Origin of the sequence: Micropruina sonneratiae, from assembly GCF_025972045.1 — a bacterium.
Classification (GTDB): domain Bacteria; phylum Actinomycetota; class Actinomycetes; order Propionibacteriales; family Propionibacteriaceae; genus Micropruina; species Micropruina sonneratiae.
Genome location: NZ_JAPDHX010000001.1, coordinates 139684 through 163022, shown reverse-complemented (window position 1 = coordinate 163022; position 23339 = coordinate 139684). Strand labels below are relative to the sequence as shown.

Annotated in this window: 16 protein-coding genes; 9 read left to right on the top strand and 7 right to left on the bottom strand. The window is 72.5% G+C overall.

Translation table 11 applies throughout. The features are described from left to right. Positions 1-2 precede the first annotated feature (2 nt). On the top strand, positions 3-893 hold the full coding sequence (locus OIE40_RS00755; RefSeq protein ID WP_264698864.1) for a GNAT family N-acetyltransferase: 891 nt from the start codon (positions 3-5) through the stop codon (positions 891-893). A 20-nt stretch (positions 894-913) separates the two neighbouring features. Here OIE40_RS00755 and OIE40_RS00750 read toward each other — a convergent pair whose 3' ends face one another. Next, positions 914-4369: a metallopeptidase domain-containing protein gene (locus OIE40_RS00750; RefSeq protein ID WP_264698862.1), complete on the bottom strand. Its 3456-nt coding sequence runs from the start codon at positions 4367-4369 to the stop codon at positions 914-916. Between the two features lie 100 nt (positions 4370-4469). Here OIE40_RS00750 and OIE40_RS00745 point away from each other — a divergent pair, with 100 nt between their 5' ends. From OIE40_RS00745 to OIE40_RS00730, 4 genes are read left to right on the top strand one after another with little or no spacing between them, the layout of a single operon-like run. Next, positions 4470-5288, top strand: coding sequence for a fructosamine kinase family protein (locus OIE40_RS00745; RefSeq protein ID WP_264698860.1), 819 nt, complete (start codon positions 4470-4472; stop codon positions 5286-5288). A 24-nt stretch (positions 5289-5312) separates the two neighbouring features. Beyond that, positions 5313-6497 (top strand): glycosyltransferase, encoded by a 1185-nt coding sequence (locus OIE40_RS00740; protein WP_264698858.1) that lies wholly within the window; start codon positions 5313-5315, stop codon positions 6495-6497. Further along, the gene (locus tag OIE40_RS00735; protein WP_264698856.1) at positions 6494-7252 is read left to right on the top strand and encodes a PIG-L family deacetylase; all 759 of its coding nucleotides are present in this window, start codon (positions 6494-6496) and stop codon (positions 7250-7252) included. The genes OIE40_RS00740 and OIE40_RS00735 overlap by 4 nt, the downstream gene beginning before the upstream one ends. A gap of 28 nt (positions 7253-7280) precedes the next feature. Continuing rightward, positions 7281-8540, top strand: a complete 1260-nt coding sequence (locus OIE40_RS00730; RefSeq protein WP_264698854.1) for a multidrug effflux MFS transporter — start codon at positions 7281-7283, stop codon at positions 8538-8540. Positions 8541-8561: 21 nt separating this feature from the next. Here OIE40_RS00730 and OIE40_RS00725 read toward each other — a convergent pair whose 3' ends face one another. Next, positions 8562-9791, bottom strand: coding sequence for an amidohydrolase family protein (locus OIE40_RS00725; protein WP_264698852.1), 1230 nt, complete (start codon positions 9789-9791; stop codon positions 8562-8564). A gap of 26 nt (positions 9792-9817) precedes the next feature. Next, positions 9818-11965, bottom strand: coding sequence for an RNA polymerase recycling motor ATPase HelR (helR, locus tag OIE40_RS00720; RefSeq protein WP_264698850.1), 2148 nt, complete (start codon positions 11963-11965; stop codon positions 9818-9820). 173 nt (positions 11966-12138) lie between these two features. Between helR and OIE40_RS00715 the strand changes: the two genes are divergently transcribed. Next, positions 12139-12933, top strand: coding sequence for a class I SAM-dependent methyltransferase (locus tag OIE40_RS00715; RefSeq protein WP_264698848.1), 795 nt, complete (start codon positions 12139-12141; stop codon positions 12931-12933). Positions 12934-12984: 51 nt separating this feature from the next. Next, the gene (locus OIE40_RS00710) at positions 12985-13359 is read left to right on the top strand and encodes a VOC family protein (protein WP_264698846.1); all 375 of its coding nucleotides are present in this window, start codon (positions 12985-12987) and stop codon (positions 13357-13359) included. Between the two features lie 56 nt (positions 13360-13415). Here OIE40_RS00710 and OIE40_RS00705 read toward each other — a convergent pair whose 3' ends face one another. The 3 genes from OIE40_RS00705 to OIE40_RS00695 form a co-directional block, all read right to left on the bottom strand. Further along, positions 13416-13898: a YbaK/EbsC family protein gene (locus OIE40_RS00705; RefSeq protein ID WP_264698845.1), complete on the bottom strand. Its 483-nt coding sequence runs from the start codon at positions 13896-13898 to the stop codon at positions 13416-13418. Positions 13899-14107: 209 nt separating this feature from the next. After that, entirely contained in the window at positions 14108-15799 is a 1692-nt protein-coding gene (locus OIE40_RS00700; RefSeq protein WP_264698843.1) for an L-lactate permease, read from the bottom strand. A gap of 27 nt (positions 15800-15826) precedes the next feature. Further along, entirely contained in the window at positions 15827-18667 is a 2841-nt protein-coding gene (locus OIE40_RS00695; protein WP_264698841.1) for an FAD-binding and (Fe-S)-binding domain-containing protein, read from the bottom strand. An 83-nt stretch (positions 18668-18750) separates the two neighbouring features. On the opposite strand from OIE40_RS00695, the gene OIE40_RS00690 reads away from it, so the two are divergent. Then, positions 18751-19512, top strand: coding sequence for a FadR/GntR family transcriptional regulator (locus tag OIE40_RS00690; protein ID WP_264698839.1), 762 nt, complete (start codon positions 18751-18753; stop codon positions 19510-19512). Positions 19513-19538: 26 nt separating this feature from the next. Here OIE40_RS00690 and OIE40_RS00685 read toward each other — a convergent pair whose 3' ends face one another. Beyond that, positions 19539-20624: a GNAT family N-acetyltransferase gene (locus OIE40_RS00685; protein WP_264698837.1), complete on the bottom strand. Its 1086-nt coding sequence runs from the start codon at positions 20622-20624 to the stop codon at positions 19539-19541. A 94-nt stretch (positions 20625-20718) separates the two neighbouring features. On the opposite strand from OIE40_RS00685, the gene OIE40_RS00680 reads away from it, so the two are divergent. After that, positions 20719-23328 (top strand): patatin-like phospholipase family protein, encoded by a 2610-nt coding sequence (locus tag OIE40_RS00680; RefSeq protein ID WP_264698835.1) that lies wholly within the window; start codon positions 20719-20721, stop codon positions 23326-23328. Positions 23329-23339 lie beyond the last annotated feature (11 nt).

Genomic DNA, 23339 nt, shown 5'->3' with positions numbered 1-23339 from the left:
ACATGGTCACGCCCCGGCCGCTGCGCGAGCACGAACTGGACGCCCTGGTCGACTTCATCACCCAGCGCCAGGCCGAGCCGGCCAACGCCACCTGCTACATCGGCGCCGAACGCGACGGCCTGCTCGCCGAACTGGAGGAACTCGGCGACGCGTGGCCTGCCTCCGCGCTGATCGTCACCGACGCCTGCGGCCTCATCGCGGGTGCGACCGTGACCGACAGCGACACCGAGCTGGGGCGCAGCTGGATCCTCGGGCCCTGGGTCGCTCCGGGGCGCTGGGACGCCCTGGCGCGTCCGCTGCTCGAGGCGGCGGTCGGCGCCTGCCCGCCAGGCGTCACCCGGCACGAGTTCTCCGGCGACGTCGCCAACACGGGTATGGCCGCCCTGGCCGCGCAACTCGGTTGGACGGCCTCGGTGCCGAACCACGTCTTCGTCGTCGGGGCCGACGCCGCCGCGTCCTGGCCGGCCGACGACCCGCGGGTGCGGACGCCGCTGCCCGGTGACCTGGCCGCGATCGAGCCTCTGCACGCTGCGGAGTTCCCCGACACCTACGCGACCGCCACGCAATTGGTCCACGAGAGCCGGCCGGGCGGTGACCTGCTCACGCTGGTGGCCGCGCAGGACGACCGCTTCCTGGGCTACGCCTCCGGTCGGGTGCAGGCCGACGGGGCGGGCTATCTCGACTACCTCGCAATTGCCCCCGAGGGCCGGGGCGCCGGCTGCGGACTGGGCCTGCTGGTCACCGTGTGCCGGGCGATCATGGCGGCGGCGCCGCAACGCAACGTGAACCTGACCGTGCAGGCCACGCCTCAACGCGATGCGGCCACCGCCCTGTACCGACGGCTCGGATTCGAGCTGGAGACCACGATCGTCGGCTACTCCTCGCCCGGCTAGCGACGCCGACCGACCCGGCCTCAGCGCACCTCGACCCAGTCGCTCAGGCAGGGCGCCACCGAGTAGCCGCCGGCGAACTCGCCCTGCCCCACCCGCGCTTCGTCGATGCGCGGCCACCGTTCACGGTCGCCGAACTCGACACCGAAGTCGCCGTCGCGCACCTCGCCGGTGAACACCCCCACGTCGTCCCCGCGAGGGTCGTCGCGCAGGCTGATCACCACCCGGCCCCACACCCCGCTGCCGTCCTCCTCGACCTCGATGCGGCCGCGCGCGTAACCCCTGCCGATCTCGAGATCGACGAATCGGGTCCGGCGCCCGGCCGCCACCGTCACATGGGCACCACCGGTGGTGTCGCCGTGACACCCCTCGCCGGTGTCGGCCACCCCGGTCAGCCGCAGGCTGTTGGGCAGCTCCCACGCGGCGCTGCGGCGCTCCCGGGTGAGTGCGTCCAGGCTGGTGTCGCCGATCATCGACTCGGTCCAGAACCGCACCTCGCGTTCCCCGCCCGCCTCGAGCAGCACCCAGGCGTGCTCCAGGTAGCTGCGGGACAGCGGGTCGCTCTGCTGCACGACCACTCGGCAGCGGGCCGGGACGGGGTGCGGGTTGGTGACCCGCACGACGCCGGTCTCCCGGGTCGAGGGCGAGGCGGACGCCGAGATCAGCCGGGTGTGGTTGGACTGCGCCTCGTTGTTGTCGCGGGTGATCTCGTCCGGCTGGGCGGTGATCCGGGCCAGCACGCAGTAGTGCGGACGGATCGTCAGCCACGGCTGCAGCGACGACAGCGGCGGCGGCTTCCACACGTCGGGTGAGGTGACCTCGACCTCCTGACCCGCGTTGAGCAGCGGGATGACCACCGACCCCAGCGGCTTCTCCGCACCGGCGCCCAGCGTGAAGTCCTTCACTGCGAACGACACCTCGACGTCCCGGGCGACGTCGCGTCCGGTGTTTCGCACCTTGGCCACGATCCAGTTGTCGTGATCCTCCCAGGGCACGTCGCGCAGCTGCGGGTCGGCGTTCTGCCGGTTGCGGTGGTTCTCCACCCGCAGGTCGGGGCTCTTCCAGTTCGAGCTCTGCGACCAGGGCAGGATCGACGGGTCGGGCTTGGCATCGGCGTACCGCAGCCGCACCCGGGCGAAGTCGGCCGCCGTCTCGAGCACCGTCATCGCGAAGTCGTTGGGGTACGACGGGTCGGTGGTGTCCGATTCCCGGTAGTCGTCACCCAGGCCGAAGGTCGCGCCGTCGGCGTCCGGATCGTCGCGCAGCAGCACCAGCGGACGCCGCTGCGTCGGCGGGGTGTCGCCCGAGATGTAGTCGGTGCCGACCACCACGAAATCCTCGGGGATGGTCTGGTCGCTGAGCGCGGCGGTCCGGTCGCGGCGGTATTCGAAGTAGTAGTTGCGACCGTCGGCGATCCGCAGCTCGACGGCCTGTCGGCGTCTGGGCGGCACCGGGACGCCGGCGCTGGCCGGGTGCAGGGTGACCTCCTCGTCGACGTAGCCGGCCACCCCGACCGACAGCGTGAGGACCTGTGCCGCGGGCACCCAGCCCAGCATCATCCGTTCGACCGCGGACGGTTGGGGCGCGCCGTTCTCGGTGCCCATCAGGTCCCAGCCGCCCAGCTCCCGAGTCTGGTACTGCGCCTCGTGGGTGCTCTTCCAGTAGGCGTCGTGCAGGCCGAAGTTGTGCCCCAGTTCGTGGCCGACGGTCTCCGCTATCGTCCGGCCGCTAGAGATCGTCGTCCAGGTGGTGGGCATGGTGAGTGCCTGCAGGCGGCGCAGTCGCGGGATGCCGATCGACCCCAGCGGGGCCGGCAGGTAGTTGTAGCCGACGATGAAGTCCTGCTGGTACCCGCCGGGCCGGGTGGCGTAGGGCCACTGGTGACGCCCGGGATACGAGGTGGTCGGGTCGGCGGGAATGGACCGCAGCACCAGCACGAGCGAGTCGACGGCTTCCAGGTCGAGCACCGGAGCCTGCCCCATTGCCGCCCGGGCCACGTTCTGCGCCACCAGTTGGGCAACTGCCGCCACGGAGAAGTTCGACAGCCCGTCACCCTGGGTGCGGCCGGTTGCTTCGGGGGTGACGTAGCTGTCCCAGTTGTTCGGTAGCCGGACGGGCACCACGATGCCCGTCTCGACCAGGTTCAACTGGTTGTCTGACACCTCCCGGTAGTACAGCCGGGTCGACTCGACCACCCCGCCGCGGTTCACGCCGCTGAAGATCTCGTCTCGCAGCTCGGTCTCCAGGGCGGTCGCGTCCGCCGCCGACAGGGTGGGCTGGTCGGCCGTCTCGACCACGACGACGGCGACCCGCCAATCACCGCGCCGGGGCCGGACGTCGGTGTTCTGCGGCACGTACGGGTCGCCGCCGCCCCAGGCGGCGTCGGGAGCGGCACCGTCGGCCGGACCGATCAGGGCGACCGGCGGCCCGTCCGGTCCCGGGTGGACGTCGACCACGGCGAAGCCGGTGGCGCCGAGCACGTCGCCGGTGGCGGCGTCCAGGGCCACCAGCTTGTAGTCGCCGACCAGGCCGCCGAGCGCAAGCAGCACGTCGGGGGAGGCGGGGTCGTAGCTGGCGTCGCGGGAGGCCGACACCAGGCCGCCCTCGGGTGGGTCGACCAGGAAGGTCAGCTGGTCGGCGTCGACGCCGCCGTGGCAGGTGAGCCGCACCCGCGTCCACGAGCCGAGGTAGTGCGTTGGGTCGAGCGCCAGGTCGACACCCGGGGATTCGGGCGGGGCGGCCAGCGGCACCGTGCGCACCTCGGGCCCGGTGCCGATGTGGGCGACGCCTCCGTGGACGGCGAGCCCCCAGACCGGCCCGGCCCCGGCGTCCAGCACGACAGCGGCGGCACCGGCCGTCGCCGTGGTCAGTTCGGTCCGGCCGTCGTCGTAACCGACCAGCAGCCCCGGCTCACCCGCGCCGACCGCGGCGATCCGAGTGGCCCGGGGCAGCAGCGGCCCGGGCTCGGGGGGCGCCCCAGGGCGCAGCGTGTACAGCCGCACGCGCGCGGCCGAACCGGCCAACGCCAGCAATGCGCCCGGATCGTCGGGGTGGGCGGAGAGGTCGCGCAGCGCCGCCGGAGCCTTCCCGGCGGAGGTGAGCGCGCCCGTGGTGGGGTCGAGCAGATAGCGGCTACGGCCCGCTCCGCCGGTGGCGGCGATGGCCGTGCCGTCGTTCGCGGCACCCAGGGTGAGGGCCGACGGCAGCGCGGCCAGCGGTTGGATCGCAAGCACGCCCGCACCGACCTCCACGCGCTCGATGCCGCGGCTCGGGGTGGCGATGAGCAGAGCGGGCTCGGCCGGGTGCGGCAGCAGGTCGGCCATCCGGCGGCGCTGGTCGAGAACGGCGAGCGTGGTGCCGTCGGCCGCGGTGTGGACGAGCGTCCAGGTGCGCGGGCCGCGCCGGTCGAGGTGCGCAACGCTGCCGTCGCCGAGAACGCAGAGGGCCAGACCGTCGGTGACATCGGTGATGAGAGCCATGCCCAGCAGGAGAAGGGGCCGGCGGTGCTGATACCGACCGTGAACCCCGACCGGCGACGTCCAGGCCTCCCCACGGGCCATCCGGGGCCATGCTTGGGCCGTGGACGCACCCCAGCGCGACGACGACACCGACTGGCCGGCCGACCTGCCCGCGCCGGTGACCGAGCAACCCATCGGCGGCGGCCTGGTCGGCCGCACCAGCCGGGCGGTGCTGACCGACGGGCGGGTCGTGGTGGTGAAGCGCTGCCCGTACCCGGTCGCCGGCGAGGTCGACGGGTTGGCCGCGCTGGCCGCGGCGGGCGTCCCCACCCCGTCCGTGCTGGCGGTGAGCAGCCGGGTCCTGGTGCTGGAGCACGTCCACGGCGAGCCGGACTGGCCCGCCCTGGGCGCCGCGATCGCCCGCCTGCACCGGGTGACCGGCGAGGCGTTCGGGTGGCACCGCGACAACTACTCCGGCCGGTTTCCGCAGCACAACCCGTTCAGTGCGCGATGGCCGGAGTTCTTCACCGAACACCGAGTGCGGGTGCATCTGAGCGACCCGCGGCTGCCGGACGACTTCCGGCACCGGCTGGAACGCGCCTGCGACGGGCCGCTGCCCGCCGAACTCCCGGATGAGGCGATCCCGGTGCTGACCCACGGCGACCTGTGGACGGGCAACATCGTCGACGGGCGCTGGGTGGTCGACCCCGAGGTCAGCTTCGCCGACCGGGAACTCGACCTCGCCTACATGCTGGGCCCGAGCCGCTACCCGTTGCCGGCGGAGTTCTGGACCGGCTACACCGCCGACCTGCCGCTGCCGGTCGACTTCGAGCGCCGGGCGCTGGTGCTCGGCCTGCATCACCGGCTGCTGCACGTGCGGCACTTCGGCGACCGCGCCCTGCCCGCCCTGGACGCCGACCTGACGGCACTCGGCTGGTGACGGTCCGGCCACTAGGGTGAGGGGGTGCCAGGCCCGCTACGCATCGGCTTCGTCTCGATGCACACTTCACCGGCCGACCTGCCCGGCTCGGGCGACGCCGGCGGCATGAACGTGGTCGAGTACCACCAGGCGTTCGCGCTGGCCGAACTCGGGCACCGGGTCGACCTGATCACCCGGCGCAGCGACCCCGACCAGCCCGACGTCGTCGACCTGTCGGACGCCGTGCGGCTGCGGCACCTGCCCGCCGGCCCCGCCACCAAACTCGCCAAGTCGCTGATCGACGCCCACATCGACGAGTTCTCCGAAGGGCTCGCCCGTCTCGAGCGTTACGACGTGCTGCATTCGCACCACTGGATGTCGGGGGTGGCGGCGTTGCCGGTGGCGCGCGCGTGGGGCGTCCCGCACGTGCAGAGTTTCCATTCGGTGGCGGCCCTGCCCGGCTCGGCGCTGTCCGAGGGCGAACCGCCCGAGTCGCCGGCCCGGGTGCCGGGCGAGGCACTGGTCGCCACGGCGTCCGACCTGGTGATCGCGATCAGCGCCGCCGAGGCGCGGACCGTGGTGGAGCGCTGCGGCGCCGAGGCGGACCGGGTGGTGATCGTGCCACCCGGGGTCGACCGTACGGTGTTCCACGCCGGGGCGTCCGACCCGACCGCCTCGGGCGGGTACCTGTTGTACGCGGCCCGGCTGCAGCCGCTGAAGGGCCCCGACCTGGCGATCGGGGCGCTGGCCGAGGTGCCCGCCGCGCTGCGTCCCGACCTGCTGATCGCCGGCGACGTGTCCGCCGACTTCGCCGCCTACGAGGCCGACCTGCACGCCCTGGTGGCTACGCACGGGTTGCAGGACAAGGTGCGCTTCATCGGTCCGCAGCCGCGCGAGCAGCTCGCCGAGCTGATGCGCGGCGCATCCATCGTGCTGGTGCCGTCGCATTCGGAGACCTTCGGGCTGATCGCGCTCGAAGCCGAGTCGTGCGGCACCCCGGTCATCGCGTCGGCGGCGGGCGGGCTGCGCGAGGCCGTGGTGCACGGCGAGACCGGGCAGTTGATGGATTCCCGGCAGCCGCAGGACTGGGGCACCGCCATCACCCGGCTGCTGGGCCGGCCCGCCCTGCTGCAGCGGATGGGGACTGTCGCCCAGATCCACGCGCGGCGGTTCTCGTGGGACGTGACCGCCCTGCTGCTCGACCTGAACTACCGGAGGCTGCTGTGGTGACCGACGTGTTCGAGGGACGCTCCCGGGTGGTGTTCTTCCACGCCCACCCCGACGACGAAACCCTGGCGACCGGGGCGCTCATCCAGCATCTGACCCGCTCGGGGGTGGCCGTCGCGGTCGTCACCGCCACCCGGGGCGAGCGCGGCGAGGTGGTCCCCGGGCCGCTGTCCCACCTGGCCGGCAGCCGTGAACTGGACGCCCACCGCGAGGGCGAGCTGGCCGCCGCCCTGGCCGTGCTCGGCGCGGACGGACCGTTCTTCCTCGGCCTGGCACCGGCCCGGGCGCCGGGACTGCCCCCGCGGCGCTACCTCGATTCGGGCATGCGCTGGGTCACCGAGACGGTCGCCGGACCTGGTTCGGACGCCGGACCGGACGCGTTCACCAGCGCCGCCGTTGCCGACGCCGCCGACGACCTGGCCGCCTTCCTGGCCGCCTGGGACGCCGACCTGGTGATCAGCTACGAAGCCGACGGCGGCTACGGCCACCCCGACCACGTGCATGCGCACCACGTCGCGCGGGCCGCCGCCGCGGTGGCCTCGGTGGCGTTCGCCGAGGTGGTGTCGATCCATCGCGACGGCAGCGCGCCCACGTCGGCGAACGTGCAGTGGTTCGACCTGGCCGACCACTACGACGAGCTACTGCCGGCCCTGCACGCCCACGCGTCCCAGTTCACGGTGGACGGCCGCGACGTCATTCACGTCGGTGGCCAGCGCGAGCCGCTGCAGCTGCGCACGGGCGTGAGGTGGAGCGGGTAGCCCGGGCCGGGGCTGACACAATGTCCCGGTGTTGAAGGCCACCCACCAGACCCTGCCCCCGCAGCCGCTGCTGCTGACCATTCTCGCCGGGCTGGGCATGGTGGGCCCGTTCTCGATCGACACCATCTTTCCCGCCTTCACCCAGATGGCTGCCGACCTTCAGACCTCGCCGCTGGTGCTGCAGCAGCTGATCAGCGTCTACCTGCTGTCGTTCGCGGTGATGAGCCTCTTCCACGGTCCGTTGTCGGACGCCGTGGGCCGCAAGCCGGTGATCCTGGCCGGCGGCGCCCTGTTCGTGCTGGCGTCGCTGGCCTGCGCGGTGGCACCCAGCGTCGGCTGGTTGCTGGTCGGCCGGGCCGTCCAGGGCCTGAGCGCCGGCGCCGGCCAGATCATCAGCCGGGCGATGGTGCGCGACATCTTCAGCGGCGACGTGGCGCAGCGGGTGATGTCGCAGATCGCGATGATCTTCGGCCTGGCCCCGGCGCTCGCCCCGATCGTCGGCGGGTGGCTGCTGGCGCACGGCGACTGGCGCGGCATCTTCTGGTTCCTGACCGGGCTGGGGGTGGTGCTGGTCGGGCTGGTGTGGCTGTTCCTGCCCGAGACGCATCCGGCGCAGGCCCGCACGCCGCTGCGGGTCGGCCCCCTGTTCGCGTCGCTGTGGGCGGTGTGGACCAACCGGGACGGACGCCGGCTGGCGCTGGCCGGCATGGTCAACTTCGGCGGCATGTTCGTCTACATCTCGGCGGCGCCGATGGTGGTGGTCACCCTGCTGGGCATGGGAGAGCAGGACTTCTGGGTGCTGTTCGTGCCGTTGATCTCGGGCATGGTGCTCGGCTCGTGGGTGTCCGGACGCCTCGCCGGCCGGGTCACCGGACGCCGGATGGCCACCGCCGGCTACCTGATCAGCCTGGCCGGCGGCACCGTCAATCTGGCGCTGATGCTGCTGCCGTCGGCCCAACGACTGCCCTGGGCCGTGGCGCTGCTGCCGGTGGTCACCTTCGGCGTGGCGCTGGCGTTCCCGGTGTTGACCCTGGCGATGCTCGACCTGTTCCCGGCCAACCGCGGGGCCGCGTCCTCGGTGCAGAGTTTCGTGTCGCTGGTGGCCAACGCCGCCATTGCCGGCGCACTGGCACCGGCGGTGGCGTTCTCGCTGCCGTCGCTTGCGGCCACCTCGCTGCTGCTCACCCTGATCGGGTACCTGCTGTGGCGGCGGCACCTGACGATGACGGCGATCGAGCCGGGCTGTCCGCCCGACCCGGAGAACTACGAGCCGACCGACGAGCTGTAGCGGACCGTTCCCACGGTCCACTCAGAGAAGTTGCAGGCCGTCGGCGACCACGACGCCGCGGTGCAGCACGGTCCGGTCGGGGCTGCGGTCCATCACGGCGGCGGTGACGGTGTCGCCCGGCACCAGCAGCAGGTCGGCCCGGTCCCCCACAGCCACGCCCGGCCGGTCGTCGAGCGAGGCGAGCGGGGCGTCGGTTCCGAGCACGGCCCGTCCGCCGCGGGTGGCGATCGCGACGCAGTGTTCGATCAGCCGGTCCTGCCGGAAGCCGTTGGTGAACGCCAGCTGCCAGGTGCGATCCAGCATGTCGGCGTTGCCGTAGGGCGACCAGTAGTCGCGCTGGCCGTCCTCGCCCAGGCCGAGCCGGACGCCGTACTCGGCCAGCAGCAGCGTCGGCAACGCGCTCGGCGGGGCGACCGTCGCCATCGCGACGTCCCACTCGCGGAACTGCTCGAGCAGCGACCGCAGCTCCGGCTCGGGCAGCTTGGCCAGCCCGTAGCCGTGCGAGATCGTCACCCGGCCGCGCAGGTCCAGGGCCCGGATGCGCTCCAGGATCAATTCGGTGGAGAACTTCGCCAGCTGGTCGGGCTCGTGCAGGTGAATGTCGATCGGCACCTGGAAGCGATCGGCCAGGCCGAAGACGAGGTCGAGGTGCCGCACCGGGTCGCGATCCAGCGCGCACGGGTCGATGCCGCCCACCACGTCGGCGCCCGAGGCGAGCGCATCGGCCAGCACCTCGGTCGAGCCGGCCTCGCGCAGCAGCCCGGCCTGCGGGAAGGCGATGACCTGCACCTCGGCGCGACCGGCGTGCGCCTCACGGGCGGCCAGCACGGCGTCCAACCGCTCGAGCCGGCAGTTGACGTCGACCTGCGCATAGCTGCGGACGGCGGTGGTGCCGCGCGCGATCATCATCGCCAGCGTCGAGGTGGTGCGCTCGGTGATGGACGCCTCGGCGTCGCGCCAGTTCCGACGGTCGTTCAGCATCATCGCCCACACCCCCGGCGCCCCCGTGTGCGGCCGGAACGGCAGCCCGAGCCGGGTGGAATCGAGGTGCACGTGCACGTCGGCGAAGCTGGGCAGCGCCAACCGGCCGCGGCCCTCGACCACCGTTGCGGACGGATCGACGGCCGGCGGCCCGGAGGCGGCGTGCGTCGTGGCCGGCCGCGTCGAGGCGATCACGCCGTCGGTGACGACGAGATCGCAGGCGGGGCCGCCCCAGGGCCGGACGTCGGTGATCAGCAGGTCGGCGGTCATGCCAGGCACGCTAGCGGCAGCGCGCCCTACCCCTGCACGATCACCAGCTGCTGGGTGGCCCGGGTCATCGCCACGTAGGTGTCGACGGCCGCTTCGAGCCGGCCACCCCAGCCGTCCGGCTCGAGCAGCACGACCAGGTCGAACTCGAGGCCCTTGGCGGTGGTCGGGGTGAGCACCGCCAGCCGCTCCGAGGGCGCCACCTCGTTGGGCGCCGGGACGCCGATCAGGCAGCCGATGCCGTCCTCGGTGGCCAGCCAGCGGGTGAGCAGCGCCGGCAGCTCGGCGCGGGAGATGCGCAGCACCTCCCGCCCGTCGCTGCGGATCGACGTCGGCAACTCGGCGTCGGGCAGGATGGCGTGCAGCACCGGCTCGGCGGCGGCCATCACCTGCACCGGCGTGCGGTAGTTGATGCTGAGCCTCGCCACCCGCACGTCGGTGAAGCCCACCCGGGTCAGCCGGTCCGCCCACGACTCGGTGAACCCGCGCCGGGCCTGCGCCCGGTCGCCGACGACGGTGAAGCTGCGCGACGGGCAGCGTCGCAGCAGCAGCTGCCATTCGGCATCGGTGAGCTCCTGGGCCTCGTCGACGATGACGTGCCCGAACGGCCCGGCCAGCGGGTCGGCGGCCAGATCCTCGAAGGCGTCGTCGTGCACCAGCGTGTCGCGGATGCTGCCGCGGTTGAGCAGTTTCAGGCCGGACTCCGGGTCGTCGTCGGCCTCCAGGATGCGCTGCACCACGTCGTCCATGTAGGCACGGTCGGCGGCCTCCTGCGCGCGCCGGCGACGATTCCTCGCCGACGCCCCCGGGTCGCCCAACCGGCTCCGCATCGTGTCCAGCAACGGCAGGTCGGCCGTGGTCCACGGCGATCCCTCGGGTCGTTTCAGCGCGCGGCGCTGATCGGCGTCCAGCCAGGGGGCGCAGCGCCGCAGGTAGGCCGGCACCGCCCACAGGTCGGCGACCAGGTCGGTGGGTTCCAGGATCGGCCAGGCCCGGCTGAACGCCCGGTGCAGCTCCGCGTGCGTCTCCAGTGCGCGGCGCAGGGTGTCCGGCTCGACATCGTCGGGGCGCCGGTCGAGCAGGATCTCCAGCAACGCCTCCCAGACCTGGTCGCGGGCCTCGTTGTGCGGCGTCCCGGCGTCCACCGCGGCGAACGCCTCCGTCCAGTCCGCCGCCGCCACCGGCAGGTCGGCCCAGTAGGTCTCGACCAGGAACGTCTGCGTCGGCGGCTCCTCGTACAGCGCCACGGCAGGCTCGACCGCCTCGACCAGCCGGCCGGACGCCTTGAGCCGGGCCACCTCCGGGTCGGCCTCGTCGACCGCCTCGGCACCCTCGGGCACCAGTTCACGCATCGTGCAGGTGCGGACGCCCTCCTCACCCAGGCTGGGCAGGACGTCGCTGACGTAGGCGAGGTACCGCTCGTGCGGACCGACCACCAGCACGCCGCCCCGGCCGGCACCCAGCCGGGGGTCGGCGTAGGTCAGGTAGGCGGCGCGGTGCAGGGCGACCACCGTCTTGCCCGTGCCCGGTCCCCCGTCGACCACCAGCGCACCACGCGAGCCGGCGCGGATCACGGCGTCCTGATCGGCGGCGATGGTGGAGAGCACGTCGCGCATCCGGGGGGAACGGCTGGCGGCGAGGTCGGCGAGCAGGGCCGAGTCGTCGTCGGGTGCGACCGGCGTCCGCAGCTCGCCGGGGTCGAGCACCTCGTCGTGGTAGTCGGTGACCCGGCCGGCCGACCACCGGTAGCGGCGCCGCACGGTCACCCCCTGCGGGTGGGCCTGGGTGGCGGCGAAGAACGGCTCGGCGGCCGGCGTGCGCCAATCCACCAGCAGGTGCCCTCCGGCCGCGTCGGTCAGCCCGAGGCGCCCCACGTACGCCTCGGCGGAACCGTCGGCGAAGCTGAGCCGGCCCAGGCAGGCATCCAGCCCGTAGCGACGCAGCAGCCGCAGCCGGGCACTGAGCCGGTGGATCTCGAGGTCGCGGTCGAGTGCCCCGCGACCCCTGCCGGCCGGAGCGAGCCGCAACTCGGCCAGGTCGTCGCTCAGCCTGCGGACCTGCTCGGCCAGGGTGGCCGCGATGGCGGCGAAGTGCTGTTCGTCGGCTCCGATCAGCCGGGCATCGGCCTTGCCGGACAGCCGTGGCGGAAGGTCGAAGGCGTGGTTCACAGAGGGCATAGCGCACGATTGTGGGGCCGGTGGGGGGCCTTGCGGCAAGCCCCCGGGTGGGCTATAGCTTGGTAGTGGCAGGACGATGCGGATCAGCCTCTCCCCCGTCCACGCGCGGCATCGAGCATCCACCGCGGCCCGCTTCGAGCCACCGACGCCGACCGGCTGGATAGCGTGCGGGCATGCCCCCCAGCTACACCCATGGCCACGCCGAGAGCGTGCTGCGTTCGCACCGCACCCGCACCGCCGCCAACTCGGCCGCGTACCTGCTGCCGGCGCTGCGGCCGGGGTTGTCGGTGCTGGACGTCGGAGCCGGCCCGGGCAGCATCACGGCCGACCTGGCGCGGCTGGTGGCCCCCGGTCGGGTTGTGGCCCTGGAGACGTCCGAGGAGGTGCTGGTCCACACCCGGGCCGGCGTGGAGGCGTCCGGGGTGGACGGGGTGGAGTACCTGGCCGGCGACATCCACGCCCTGGACGTGCCCGACGACAGCTTCGACGTGGTGCACGCGCATCAGGTGCTGCAGCACCTGGCCGATCCGGTCGCAGCCCTGGGCGAGATGCTGCGGGTCTGCCGGCCCGGCGGCGTCGTGGCGGTCCGGGACGCCGACTATGCGGCCTTCACCTGGTTCCCCGAGGCCGACGGGATCGATCGCTGGCTGGCCCTGTACCGTGACCTGGCCAGGCGCAACGGTGGCGAGCCGGAGGCCGGACGACGGCTGTTGGGCTGGGCGTTGGCGGCCGGCGCCGACCCCACGCGGGTGACGGCCACCGCCTCGGTGTGGTGCTACGCCGACGAGGAGTCCCGGGCCGCCTGGGGGGTGGGCTGGCCGAGCGCATCCTGCATTCGGCGGTGGCCGAACAGTTGCTGGCCGCGGGGCTCGCCGAGGCATCCGAGCTGGAGAAGATCGCGGACGCCTGGCGCACCTGGGCGGCCGCTGAGGACGGCTGGTTCACGCTGCTGCACGGCGAGCTGCTGATCAGGGCCTGAGCGGCTCGACCCGCCGGGCGTGGGGTGGGAGGCTGGGCGCATGCAGGGCATCCGATTGAGCACCGTGACCCTGGATGCGCCCGACCCGGCGTCGCTGGCGCGGTTCTACGCGCGGCTGCTCGGCTGGCAACTCGGTCCCACCGACGACCCCACCTGGGTGGGCGTCCGCAACCCCGACGGCGGGGTCGGCATCGCCTGCCAGCTGGAGAAGAAGCACGCCCGGCCGGCCTGGCCGGCCAAGCCCGGCGAGCAGCAGATGCAGGTGCACCTGGAGATCCAGGTGGACGACCTGCAGTCCGGCCTGCGGCACGCCCTGCAGTGCGGCGCCCGGATGGCACCCTTCCAGCCCCAGGCCGACGTCCGGGTCTGCCTCGACCCGGCCGGGCACCCGTTCTGCCTGTGGATGGAGGCCTGAGCACGGCGCGGGGATCCGGGTCGGGCCCGGGATGACGGTCCGCCCGGGGTGACGGTTCAGGCGGTGACGTCGGCGACCGGGGCCCCGGTGAGGCGGATCAGGTCGTCGGGGGTCAACTTGAACACAGCGTGGGGGTGGCCGGCGGCGGCCCAGATCACGTCGAAACGGAACAGTTCGGTGTCGATCAGTTCCACGCTCGGGTTGGCGTGCGCGACCGGCGAAACGCCGCCGATCGAGAAGCCCGTCGACTTCTTCACGAAGGCGGCGTCGGCGCGGGACAGTTCACCGACCTTCATGGCGACCTTTTCCTCGTCGACGCGCCGGTCGCCCGACGTCATGACCAGGACGGCCGCGTCGTCCACCCGTCGCCGGAAGATGATGCTCTTCACGATCTGGCCCAGTTCGACGCCCAGCGCGTCGGCGGCGTCCTGGGCGGTGCGGGCACTGTCGGCGAGCATGACCGGCTCGTGCGGATGGCCCAGCTCGGCCAGCCGGGCCTGGACCCGCCGGGCACCGTCGGGGAGGACTGAGGTCACCATGTGCCCATCCTGCCCGACCGGACAACCACAGGAGCGCACTATCGACGCGGTATGTCGGGCGCGACCCCGTCACCAACCCCCGGAAGTGACGAGCGCCCCGGTGGGACCGGGGCGCTCTTCTTCACTGGGGACCGGGACGGGTGGGGGGCACCCGCCGATCAGTGGGACGGGCCGGGCAGGTTGGGGGGCGCCCGGCCGTTGTGATCGGGTCAGAACACCGGCAGCATCCAGGACAGCACCGGAGTGGACTGCAGGCCGACCAGCAGGCACAGCGCGACCAGCATGCCGATGCTCCACCACAGCACCTTGCGCAGGATGTCGGACTCGCGTCCGAGCAGGCCGACCGCGGTGGCCGCGATGGTCAGGTTCTGCGGGCTGATCATCTTGCCGACCACGCCACCGGAGGTGTTGGCCGCGACCAGCAGGGTCGGGTCGATGCCGGCGTGGTTGGCGGCGGTCTGCTGAAGGGTGGAGAACAGCGCGTTGGCGGAGGTGTCCGAGCCGGTCACCGCGGTGCCGATCCAGCCCAGGACGGGCGAGAAGAAGGCGAACGCTGCACCCGTGCCGGCGATCCAGGTGCCGATGGTGATGGTCTGGCCCGACAGGTTCATCACGTACGCCAGCGCCAGCACCGAGGCCACGGTGAGGATGGAGAACCGCAGCTTGACCAACGTGGCCCAGATCTCCTTGAACACGTCCCCCGCGGCCACCCGGTAGACGATCGCCACGATCACCATGGAGATGAGCAGCGAGGTGCCCGGCGACGACAGCCACTGGAAGTTGTAGATCGTGGACGCGCTGGCGGTGCCGTCCGCCTTCAGGATGTTCCCGTCCAGGCCCGGCCAGTGGATCTTGATGTCGGTGGACGCCAGCCAGGCACTCACCGACGGGATCAGCTTGGTCACGGAGAACACCGCGATCACCAGCAGGTAGGGGAACAGTGCCATGAAGATGCGGCCACCGGTCAGGCTCTTGGGGTCGATCTGCTCGTCGTGCAGCTTCGGCAGCGCCGCCCGCTCCTTCTCGCTCATGGACGCCAGCTCGGCGTCCCGGTCGGCGTGCAGCGAAGCGAGGGCGTCCGCGCCGCCCTCGGGCTTCCAGAACCGCATGAAGACCACCGCGGCAGCCAGGCCGACCAGCGAGGCGATGATGTCGGTCAGCTCGACCGACAGCCAGGTCGCCGACACCCACTGGGCGATGGCGAAGGCGACACCGGTGACCAGCGCCACCGGCCACAACTGCCTGAAGCCGCGCTTGCCGTCGGCCAGGAAGACCAGGATCAGCGGCACCAGGAAGGCCAGCAGCGGGGTCTGGTGTCCGACGTAGGCGCCGATCTGCTGGTAGGGGATCTTGGTCAGGTTGCCGGCGGTGATGATCGGGATCGCGATGGCGCCGAAGGCGACCGGGGCGGTGTTGGCGACCAGGACGACCACCGCGGCGCGCAGCGCCGAGAAGCCGATCGCCATCAGCATCACACCGGTGATTGCCACCGGGGCGCCGAAACCGGCCAGCGCCTCGAGCAGGCCGCCGAAGCAGAAGGCGATCAGCATGGCCTGGATCCGGGGATCGTCGCTCACCAGGGCGAACACCGCACGCAGGTCCTCGAAGCGACCACTGACGACGGTGATCTGATAGAGCAGGATGGCCGTGAACACGATCCACATGATCGGGAACAGGCCGAAGACGCCACCCTGGGTCGCCGACAGCAGCGCCAGTACCGGCGGCATCTGCCAGGCGAAGATGGCGACCAGGATCGCGACGGCGACCGCGGTCAGGCCGGCCCAGTGCGCCTTCCAGCGCAGCCAGCCCAGCGTGATGAAGATCGTGAGCAGGGGTAACAGCGCCACGATCGCCGAGAGCCACAGCGGCCCGAGCGGCGAGATCTGCGGTGTGTAGGTCATGAGGTCTCCGAGAAGGTCGTTGAGGTACTAGCGGGAAACAGGGCGCGTGAGCTCCTCCAAGAGCTCGATCGCGTGGCGGTAGCGATGGCCTGTGGCCCGGGACATGCCCAGTTCGCAGGTCCGGTTGGAGGACAGGTGGTCGTCGAAGGTACCCGAGCCGACCTCGGCGGCCTCGCGGGCGGTCGCGGACGCCGTAAGTTCGGGGTGCAGCAGGCCGCGGTCGCCGGCGAAGGCGCAACAGCCGGCGTCGAACGGCACGACCACCTCGTCGGCACAGGCCGCGGCCACGTTGGTGAGGTGCGCCACGTCGCCGGCGTGGCGGTCGGAGCAGGTCGGGTGCAGCACGACCCGGCCGAGCTTGTCGGCCACGGTCAGCGCGGGCAGCACCCGCTCGTCCACGAATCGGGTGGAGTCGATCACGGTCAGCGCCTTCACCCGCTGGGCCAAGGCGTCCTCGCCGCCGACTTCGAGGTCGTGGGCCAGGGTGTGCAGGCCGTGGGTGCACGAGCTGGCCTCGCAGACCACCGGCAGCCTGCCCTCGTCGGACGCCTCGAGCAGCGACGTGGCGGTGCGCACCGCCATCGCGGCGGCGCCGTCGACCAGGCCCTTGGAGCGCCACACCGTGCCGCAGCACAGGCTGGGCAGGTCCTTGGGCAACGTCACACCGACCCCGGCCCGCTCGCACAGGGCCAGGAAGGCGTGGGCCGGGCCCGGGGCGTCCGGCCCGTCGGCGGGCTCGAACAGCTCACCCATGCAGGAGGCGAAGAACACCACCTCGGGCTCGGCAGGGCCGGCCGGGGACAGCTTCGACCGGGCCCGGCCGGGGCCGGGCAGGTCGTCTCCGACCCGGGGCACCAGGTCGGTCGGCAGCACCTTTCGGACGGTGTCGGTCACCGCGGCCAGCACGCCCCCGGGCACCTTGTCGGTGACCGTGAGCCCGGCCCGCAGGGTGGCCAGGGTCGGCTTCCAATGGTCGGCCAGGCCGACGCCGATCTTCTGCGCCAGCGCCGGCTGGGCCTCCCGCCGGTGGTCCTTCATGAACACACCCGTGTCGATGCTGACCGGGCAGGCCAGCAGGCACAGCGAGTCGGCCGCGCAGGTCTGCACCGCCTCGTAGGAGTAGTCGGCCTCGATACCGGCGAAGCCGGCCTTCTCGTCGCGCAGCAGGGCGATCCGCTGGCGAGGGGTGGTGGTGACGTCCTTGCTGGGGCAGCTGGGCTCGCAGTAGCCGCACTCGACGCAGCGGTCGACCTGGCCGTCGACCAGTTCGGGCTTCTTCAGATCGACTAGGTGGGCCTTGGGGTCGGTGCCGATGATCACCCCCGGGTTGAGCACGCCGTCCGGATCGAGCAGCCGCTTGGTGGCCACCATCACGTCGTACAACTCGGGGCCGTACTGCCGCTCGACGAACGGCGCCATGGCGCGTCCGGTGCCGTGCTCGGCCTTGAGTGAACCGTCGACGCCGAGCACCAGGTCGACCAACTCCTCGGTGAACACCGCCAGCGCCTCGACCTGTGCGGGGTCGCGCAGGTCGGGGTCGATCATGAAGTGCAGGTTGCCGTCCTTGGCGTGGCCGAAGATCACCGAGTCGCGGTAACCGTGGCTGGTGCACAGCTGCGCCAGGTGGGCCACCGTGCCGGTGAGCGCCGGCATCGGCACCACGATGTCCTCCAGCAGCGCCGTCGTGCCGGGACGCCGGGCGCCGGCCACCGCCGTGTACAGGCCCTTGCGGACCTGCCAGGCCCGGGCCCGGGCGAGCGGGTCGGCGGAGAAGGCGGCCGGGTGACCCAGGTCGGTCAGGCCGCCGAGGCGGCCGACCACGGCGTCCAGGTCGGCGACCCGGGCGGCGAGTTCGTCGGCGTCCGCGCCCTGCGCCTCGACCAGCAGTGCGGTGTGGGCGTCGATGTCGAGGGTGACCAGGGCGTCCAGCGGGTTGGGCAGCGCCTTGGCCACCTTGAGCGAGGCGGCGTCCATCAGTTCGGCGGTGCGCGCACCCGCCCCGACCAGGGCGGGCAGCGCGTCGGTGGCTCGTCCGATCGAGTCGAAGATCAGCAGCGCGGTGGCCGCCTTCGGCAACAGCGGCACAGTGTGGAAGGTGGCCGAGGCGATGAACCCGAGGGTGCCCTCGGAGCCGACCATCAGGTGGGCGAGGATCTGCACCGGCTCTTCGAAGTCGAGGTAGCTGTTGATGCCGTAGCCCATGGTGTTCTTCATCGAGAACTGGTGCTCGATGGTGCGCACCGATTCGGGGTTGCCGCGGACCCGGTCGCGCAGCCGGGCCAGCCCCTCCCACAGCTCGGGCTCGACCGCCTTCAGGTGCGCGTCGGCGTCCGGGGCGGCGGTATCGATGACGGTGCCGCTGAGCAGTACGAGTTCGAGGCCGGCCAGGGTGCGGTAGGTGTTGGTGGTGGTGCCGCAGGCCATGCCGGAGGAGTTGTCGGCGACCACGCCGCCGATCGTGCAGGCGATCTCCGAGGCGGGGTCGGGGCCGAGGATGCGGCCGTAGGCGGCCAGCCGGGCGTTCACCGCCCGCACCGTGGCGCCGGGCTGACAGCGCACCCGGGCGCCGCCGTCGAGCACCTCGACGTCGCGGAAGCCGCGGCGGGTGTCGATCAGGACGCCGTCACAGACGCCCTGGCCGGACAGCGAGGTGCCACCGGAACGGAAGGTCACCCCGACGTGGTGGGCACGGGCGACGGCGACGGCCCGGGAGACGTCGGCGGCGTCCCTGGCCAGCACGACGGCCTGCGGCCGCAGCAGGTAGTGGGACGCGTCGTGGGAGAACCGGGCGACGTCGATCGGCCGGTCGGTGACGGGATCGTCGCCGACCGCCTGGCGCAGGGCCTGGGTGAGTGAAGTCGCGACCATTGCTACTCCCTTGTAAAGGTCAGACCAAAGAAAAGTAAGACGGTTGGTGGCCAACTGTCAAGCACGGATGCCACACTGGCCGCGTGGTACCCCCCAAGCGTGGCCCCGCCGCCGTGAAGTGGCAGCCTATTCCCCGAACTCGCGCCTACGAACTGGTGATCAAGCGGATCGAGGAACAGATCACGTCCGGGGTCTTGTCGGTGGGCGATCAGTTGCCCGCCGAACGCGACCTGGCCGCGGCCCTGGGCGTGAGCCGGGCCGCCGTCCGCGAGGCGATGCGGGCGATGGAGGCGCAGGGGGTGGTTCGCTCCGGGGCGGGCGTCGGGCCCGATTCGGGCACCTTCCTCACCTCGATGCCGAGCAAGGCGCTGACCCAGTTCCTGCGGCTGCACATGGCGCTGGCGAACTTCCCGATCGACGACGTGCTCGAGACCCGGATCATGCTCGAACGGCGCAGCGCCCGGTTGGCCGCGCGCCAGGCGTCCGCGAGCGACCTGGCGACCATGTCTCGACTGCTCGACGAGATGGACGCCGAGACCGGCGACCTGGCCGTGTTCAACGAACTCGACACCGACTTCCACGTGGCAATGGCAGAGGCGGCGCACAACACGCTGATCACCGAGATGACCACCGCCATCCGGCATTCGATGCGGTCGATGGTGCTGGCCTCGTTCCGCGAGCACGGCGACTGGCCCGAGTTGGCCGCCACGCTGCGCGGCCAGCACCGGGCCATCTACTCGGCGATCGCCGTCGGCGACCAGCCCGGCGCCGCGGACACGGTGGAGGCCCACCTGCGGTCGGCCAACGACGTCCTGCACTGGGGAGCCGGCGGACACGAAGACTGAGGTGGACCGGGGGGACGGTTCAGCGCTCAGCGGCGCTTCTGCCAGGCCCCTTCGGACGACTCGGGCCGGAAGCCCAGGGCGATGTTGATGGAACGCATGTAGTCGTTCTCGTCGGCGTTCCAGGTGTGGATGCGACGCACCGCGGGCCAGGTGCTGGCCAGCAGGCGCAGGTTCGCGGTCTTCAGCAGCATGCCCAGGCGGTGGCCGCGGTGACCGGCGATCACCACCGTGTCCTCCTGAATGGCCGACCCGTCGCGCTCGGCCAGCCGTTGCAACTGGGTGAACCCCACCAGCGCGCCGGACGCCTCGTGCTGGGCGGCGGTGGTGAGGGTGAGATAGCCCCCCTGCCGCACCCGCTGCTCTACCTCGCGGATCGAGTCGGCGTCCCACGTCTCGGCCTCGAAGGTCAGGCCGGCGAGGGGGGCGTCCACCATCGCGATCCGCAGTGTGGCGTAGTCGTCGACGTACTCCGCGGGGCACTCGCCCTGCCAGCTGACCAGCCGGTACCCGCCGGCGTGCGCCGCGGCGTCCGCCTCGAGCGGGTCGATCACCTCGGGCGGGACGGGCAGCCGCAGCATCGAATGCACCTCGACCTGCTCGAGGCTGTACCCCCGCGCCTGCATGAACAGGGTGGACGCCGCCGCCAGGTCGACCGCCCCGCTGCCCAGCGTCGGCCGCAGTGCGGACGGGGCGTCCTCGGCGACCATTCCGGGCACCGTCGCCCACGACTGCAGGGTGTGCCGGCCCTCGGCCCCCGCCCACTGCTCCGCACGCTCCAGCAACGCCGAGCCGATCCCCCGCCGGCGATGCTCGGGCGCCACGATCACCTCGACACCTGCCAGGTCGGCGTTGTCCCGGACGGGCAGGGTTGCGTTCGCCGCGCCGACGACGATGCCGCGGTCGTCGGGGTCGAGCAGAGCAACCCAGCGCCGCCGCACCGTCCGCGAGGACGGCACCGCCAACCGCAGCGCGGCGGTGTCACTGTCGTTCAGGTCGTCGTAGCCCAGCATCGACACCAGTTCGTCGTTCCACAGCGCGTTCTCGGCCAGCACCGCCCAGCCGTTGGCGTCGTCCACGTCGCTCAGCGGTGGAATCTCCATGATCGTGACCATTGCTCTACTGTCGCACACCGGTTCGGGCGCAGTATTTCCTCAGCCGGACGGCGACTCCTCAGTTCGTCCGTCCCGGCCGGAAGCTGGAGGAGCCATGCCCGTACCCCGCAACGACGCCGCCGTCACCACCCTGAACCGGGTGCTGCACGAGGGGCACCACGACCGCCCCGACGAACTCTCCGACTACACTGGGTACGAGCTTCACGAACCGGACGGCTGGCTGTGGCAGGAACCGCAGCAGCAACCACCGCTGCTCGATCCAGACGCCTACCGGCTGGCCGACGCCCTCGCCGTCGAGCCCGACCTGCACGCACCGCCCGCCACGACCATCGACGCCGGCTCAGGCTCCGGCGAGGCGTTCACCGCTGCCCAGCGTGAGTACTGCCGCCGCAGCCTCGACGTGACGATGAAGGGCGGCACCACGAGCGGGGTGATCTATCCGCTGGCCCTGTGCGAGCTGGCCCGGCAGTTCCGGTTCCGCAACCTGGGTGGTGCCTCCGCCGGGGCGATCGCGGCCGCACTGGCCGCGGCGGCCGAGTTGGGCCGGGTGCGCGCGGCCGGCGGCGCGCGCCGGGACGACGCGCGCACCGCCGAACAGGTCGCCCAGGGCCGGCTGCGGCAGGGCTTCGCGGGCTTGGCCGAGGTGGCCGGGTGGCTCACCCAGGCCGACCGGCCCCAGGCGGCCGAGGAGTTCCGGTTGGTGCAGTTGTTCAAGCCGACACTGGCCGGCCTGCCCCTGTTCCGGGTCATCGCGGCCGCGATGCGCCGGCAGTACGTCCGGGGTGCGTTGCTGCTGCTGGTCAGCCTCGACCTGAAGGCGCTGGCGCTGACCCTGGGCCCGTTCTTGATCGCGCCGCTGGTGCTGTCGGTGAGCGCGCCCTGGCGCTGGGGCCCCGGCCCGTGGTGGTCGCCGGGCAACTACGCGTGGTCGGCACTGCTGTTGTGGCTGTCGTTCGCCTGGCTGATCCCGTTGGTGGCGCTGGTGCTGACGCTCCCCCGGCGTGCGCCCCGGGCGGCGCCGGCCGGCTTCGCCGAACCCGTGCCGGTCCCCCCGCCGCCGGTGGCCGAGACGGACTGGGTGCGCAGCCTGGTCGTCGTGGTCGTCGCCGCGACCGGGTGGGTGCTGGCCGCCGTGCACGCTCTGGGCGCCGTCGGGTTGCTGATCACGCTGGTGGTCCTGGTGGCCGAGATGGCGTTCGTCCTGGTCGGGTTCATCATCGGCATCGCGACCTTCTCGGCGACCGCCAAGGATCACCGTTTCGGCCTGGTCGGTGGGTCCGGTGCGGCAACCGACGACGCCACCTGGCGCGGACGCCTGGCGCGGGTCTTCGACGGCGCAGCCGGCATCCTGCCCCGCCCGACCGTTGCGGCGAACCTGACCGATTGGCTGTCGAGTGCGCTGGCCGACCTGGCCGGACTCGGCGACGGCGAGGTGCTGCGTTTCGGCCACCTGTGGGCGGGGGGCCAGTACACCCCCGGCGACCCCGACGGAGCCGGACGCCGGGCGTCCGACGACCCGCGGCTGCGGTCGGTCAACCTCGAGCTGATGAGCACCGAGCTGGTCCGCCGGTCGCCCTACCGCTTCCCGCTGCCGGCCGTCGCCGCCGAGGATGAGGAGGCCGAGCGGCTGTGGTTCGATCCGGGCGACCTGACCGGCCTGTTGCCCCAGCCGGTGATCGACGCCATGACGCTCGGCGCCCGGCCCCGCCGCGTCCGCTCACTCGGCACCGGGCTCGAGGTGACCCTCTACCCGTTCCCCGACCCCTGGGACCTGCCGGTGCTGTTCGCCACCCGGGCATCGCTGGCGCTGCCGGCGCTGTTCCAGGCCGTCCGGCTGTACGAGCTGCGCGAGGGCTCCGAGCCGGTGCGGACCGAGTTCGGCGCCCGGCTGTCCCGGCACGGCGAGGAACTCCGCTTCCCCGGCCGGGCCGGCACCGCCCCGGTCGCGCAGGAGCTGTGGCTCACCGACGGCGGGGTCACCTCGAACTTCCCCATCCACATGTTCGACTCGCCGCTGCCGCTGTGGCCGACGGTCGGTATCGACCTGGCCACCCACCCGGCCGGCGCGGCCCATCAGGACGTCTACCTGCTGGGCGACGCGCGCGCGGCCAAGGCCCTGCACAGCCCACTGGCCCGGGCGATGAGCGGTTTCCTGGGTGCGGTGATCGGCACGTCGCTGCAGTGGCGGGACAACGCGCAACTGCAGATGCCGGCCTTCCAGGCCCGGATCGCCGTGGTCAGGCAACGCGGCTATGAGGGCGGCAACAACCTGTTCATGACCCGCTCGGACATCGCCTCGCTCGCGTTGCGCGGGGTGGTGGCCGGCATGCGGCTGCGCCGCAGGTTCGCCTCCGACGCCCAGTGGCGCCGGCAGCAGTGGTTGCGCACCCGGGTGGCCGCGGAGAATCTGGTCGACCTGGCCGGCCGGCTGCGCACGTCGCTGCGCGAGGACGCCTACCGCGACTTCGACCTGGACGCCCTGCGGGCGGCGCTGGTCGGGCAGGCCGATCCGAACCCGCCCGAGGCGCCGACGGACGGCCCCGACGCACCGGTGGACTGGTACCCGCCCACCTCCCAGCAGGCCTTCGCCGACAACCTGGCGACGTTGACCGAGGGCGTCCGCGACCCGGTGCCGGATCCCGACGTGTTGCGCGAGGGCGCTCCGCGTCCGCTGGCCGAACTGCGGCAGGTTCCGCGCAGCTGACCGGCAGGGGC

Excerpts from the sequence above, each read along its gene's own strand:
- OIE40_RS00755 (WP_264698864.1), top strand. The coding sequence starts at position 3 with ATGGTCACGCCCCGGCCGCTGCGCGAGCACGAACTGGACGCCCTGGTC.
- OIE40_RS00750 (WP_264698862.1), bottom strand. The coding sequence starts at position 4,369 with ATGGCTCTCATCACCGATGTCACCGACGGTCTGGCCCTCTGCGTTCTC.
- OIE40_RS00725 (WP_264698852.1), bottom strand. The coding sequence starts at position 9,791 with ATGACCGCCGACCTGCTGATCACCGACGTCCGGCCCTGGGGCGGCCCC.
- helR (WP_264698850.1), bottom strand. The coding sequence starts at position 11,965 with ATGCCCTCTGTGAACCACGCCTTCGACCTTCCGCCACGGCTGTCCGGC.
- OIE40_RS00715 (WP_264698848.1), top strand. The coding sequence starts at position 12,139 with ATGCCCCCCAGCTACACCCATGGCCACGCCGAGAGCGTGCTGCGTTCG.
- OIE40_RS00710 (WP_264698846.1), top strand. The coding sequence starts at position 12,985 with ATGCAGGGCATCCGATTGAGCACCGTGACCCTGGATGCGCCCGACCCG.
- OIE40_RS00705 (WP_264698845.1), bottom strand. The coding sequence starts at position 13,898 with ATGGTGACCTCAGTCCTCCCCGACGGTGCCCGGCGGGTCCAGGCCCGG.
- OIE40_RS00700 (WP_264698843.1), bottom strand. The coding sequence starts at position 15,799 with ATGACCTACACACCGCAGATCTCGCCGCTCGGGCCGCTGTGGCTCTCG.
- OIE40_RS00695 (WP_264698841.1), bottom strand. The coding sequence starts at position 18,667 with ATGGTCGCGACTTCACTCACCCAGGCCCTGCGCCAGGCGGTCGGCGAC.
- OIE40_RS00685 (WP_264698837.1), bottom strand. The coding sequence starts at position 20,624 with ATGGTCACGATCATGGAGATTCCACCGCTGAGCGACGTGGACGACGCC.
- OIE40_RS00680 (WP_264698835.1), top strand. The coding sequence starts at position 20,719 with ATGCCCGTACCCCGCAACGACGCCGCCGTCACCACCCTGAACCGGGTG.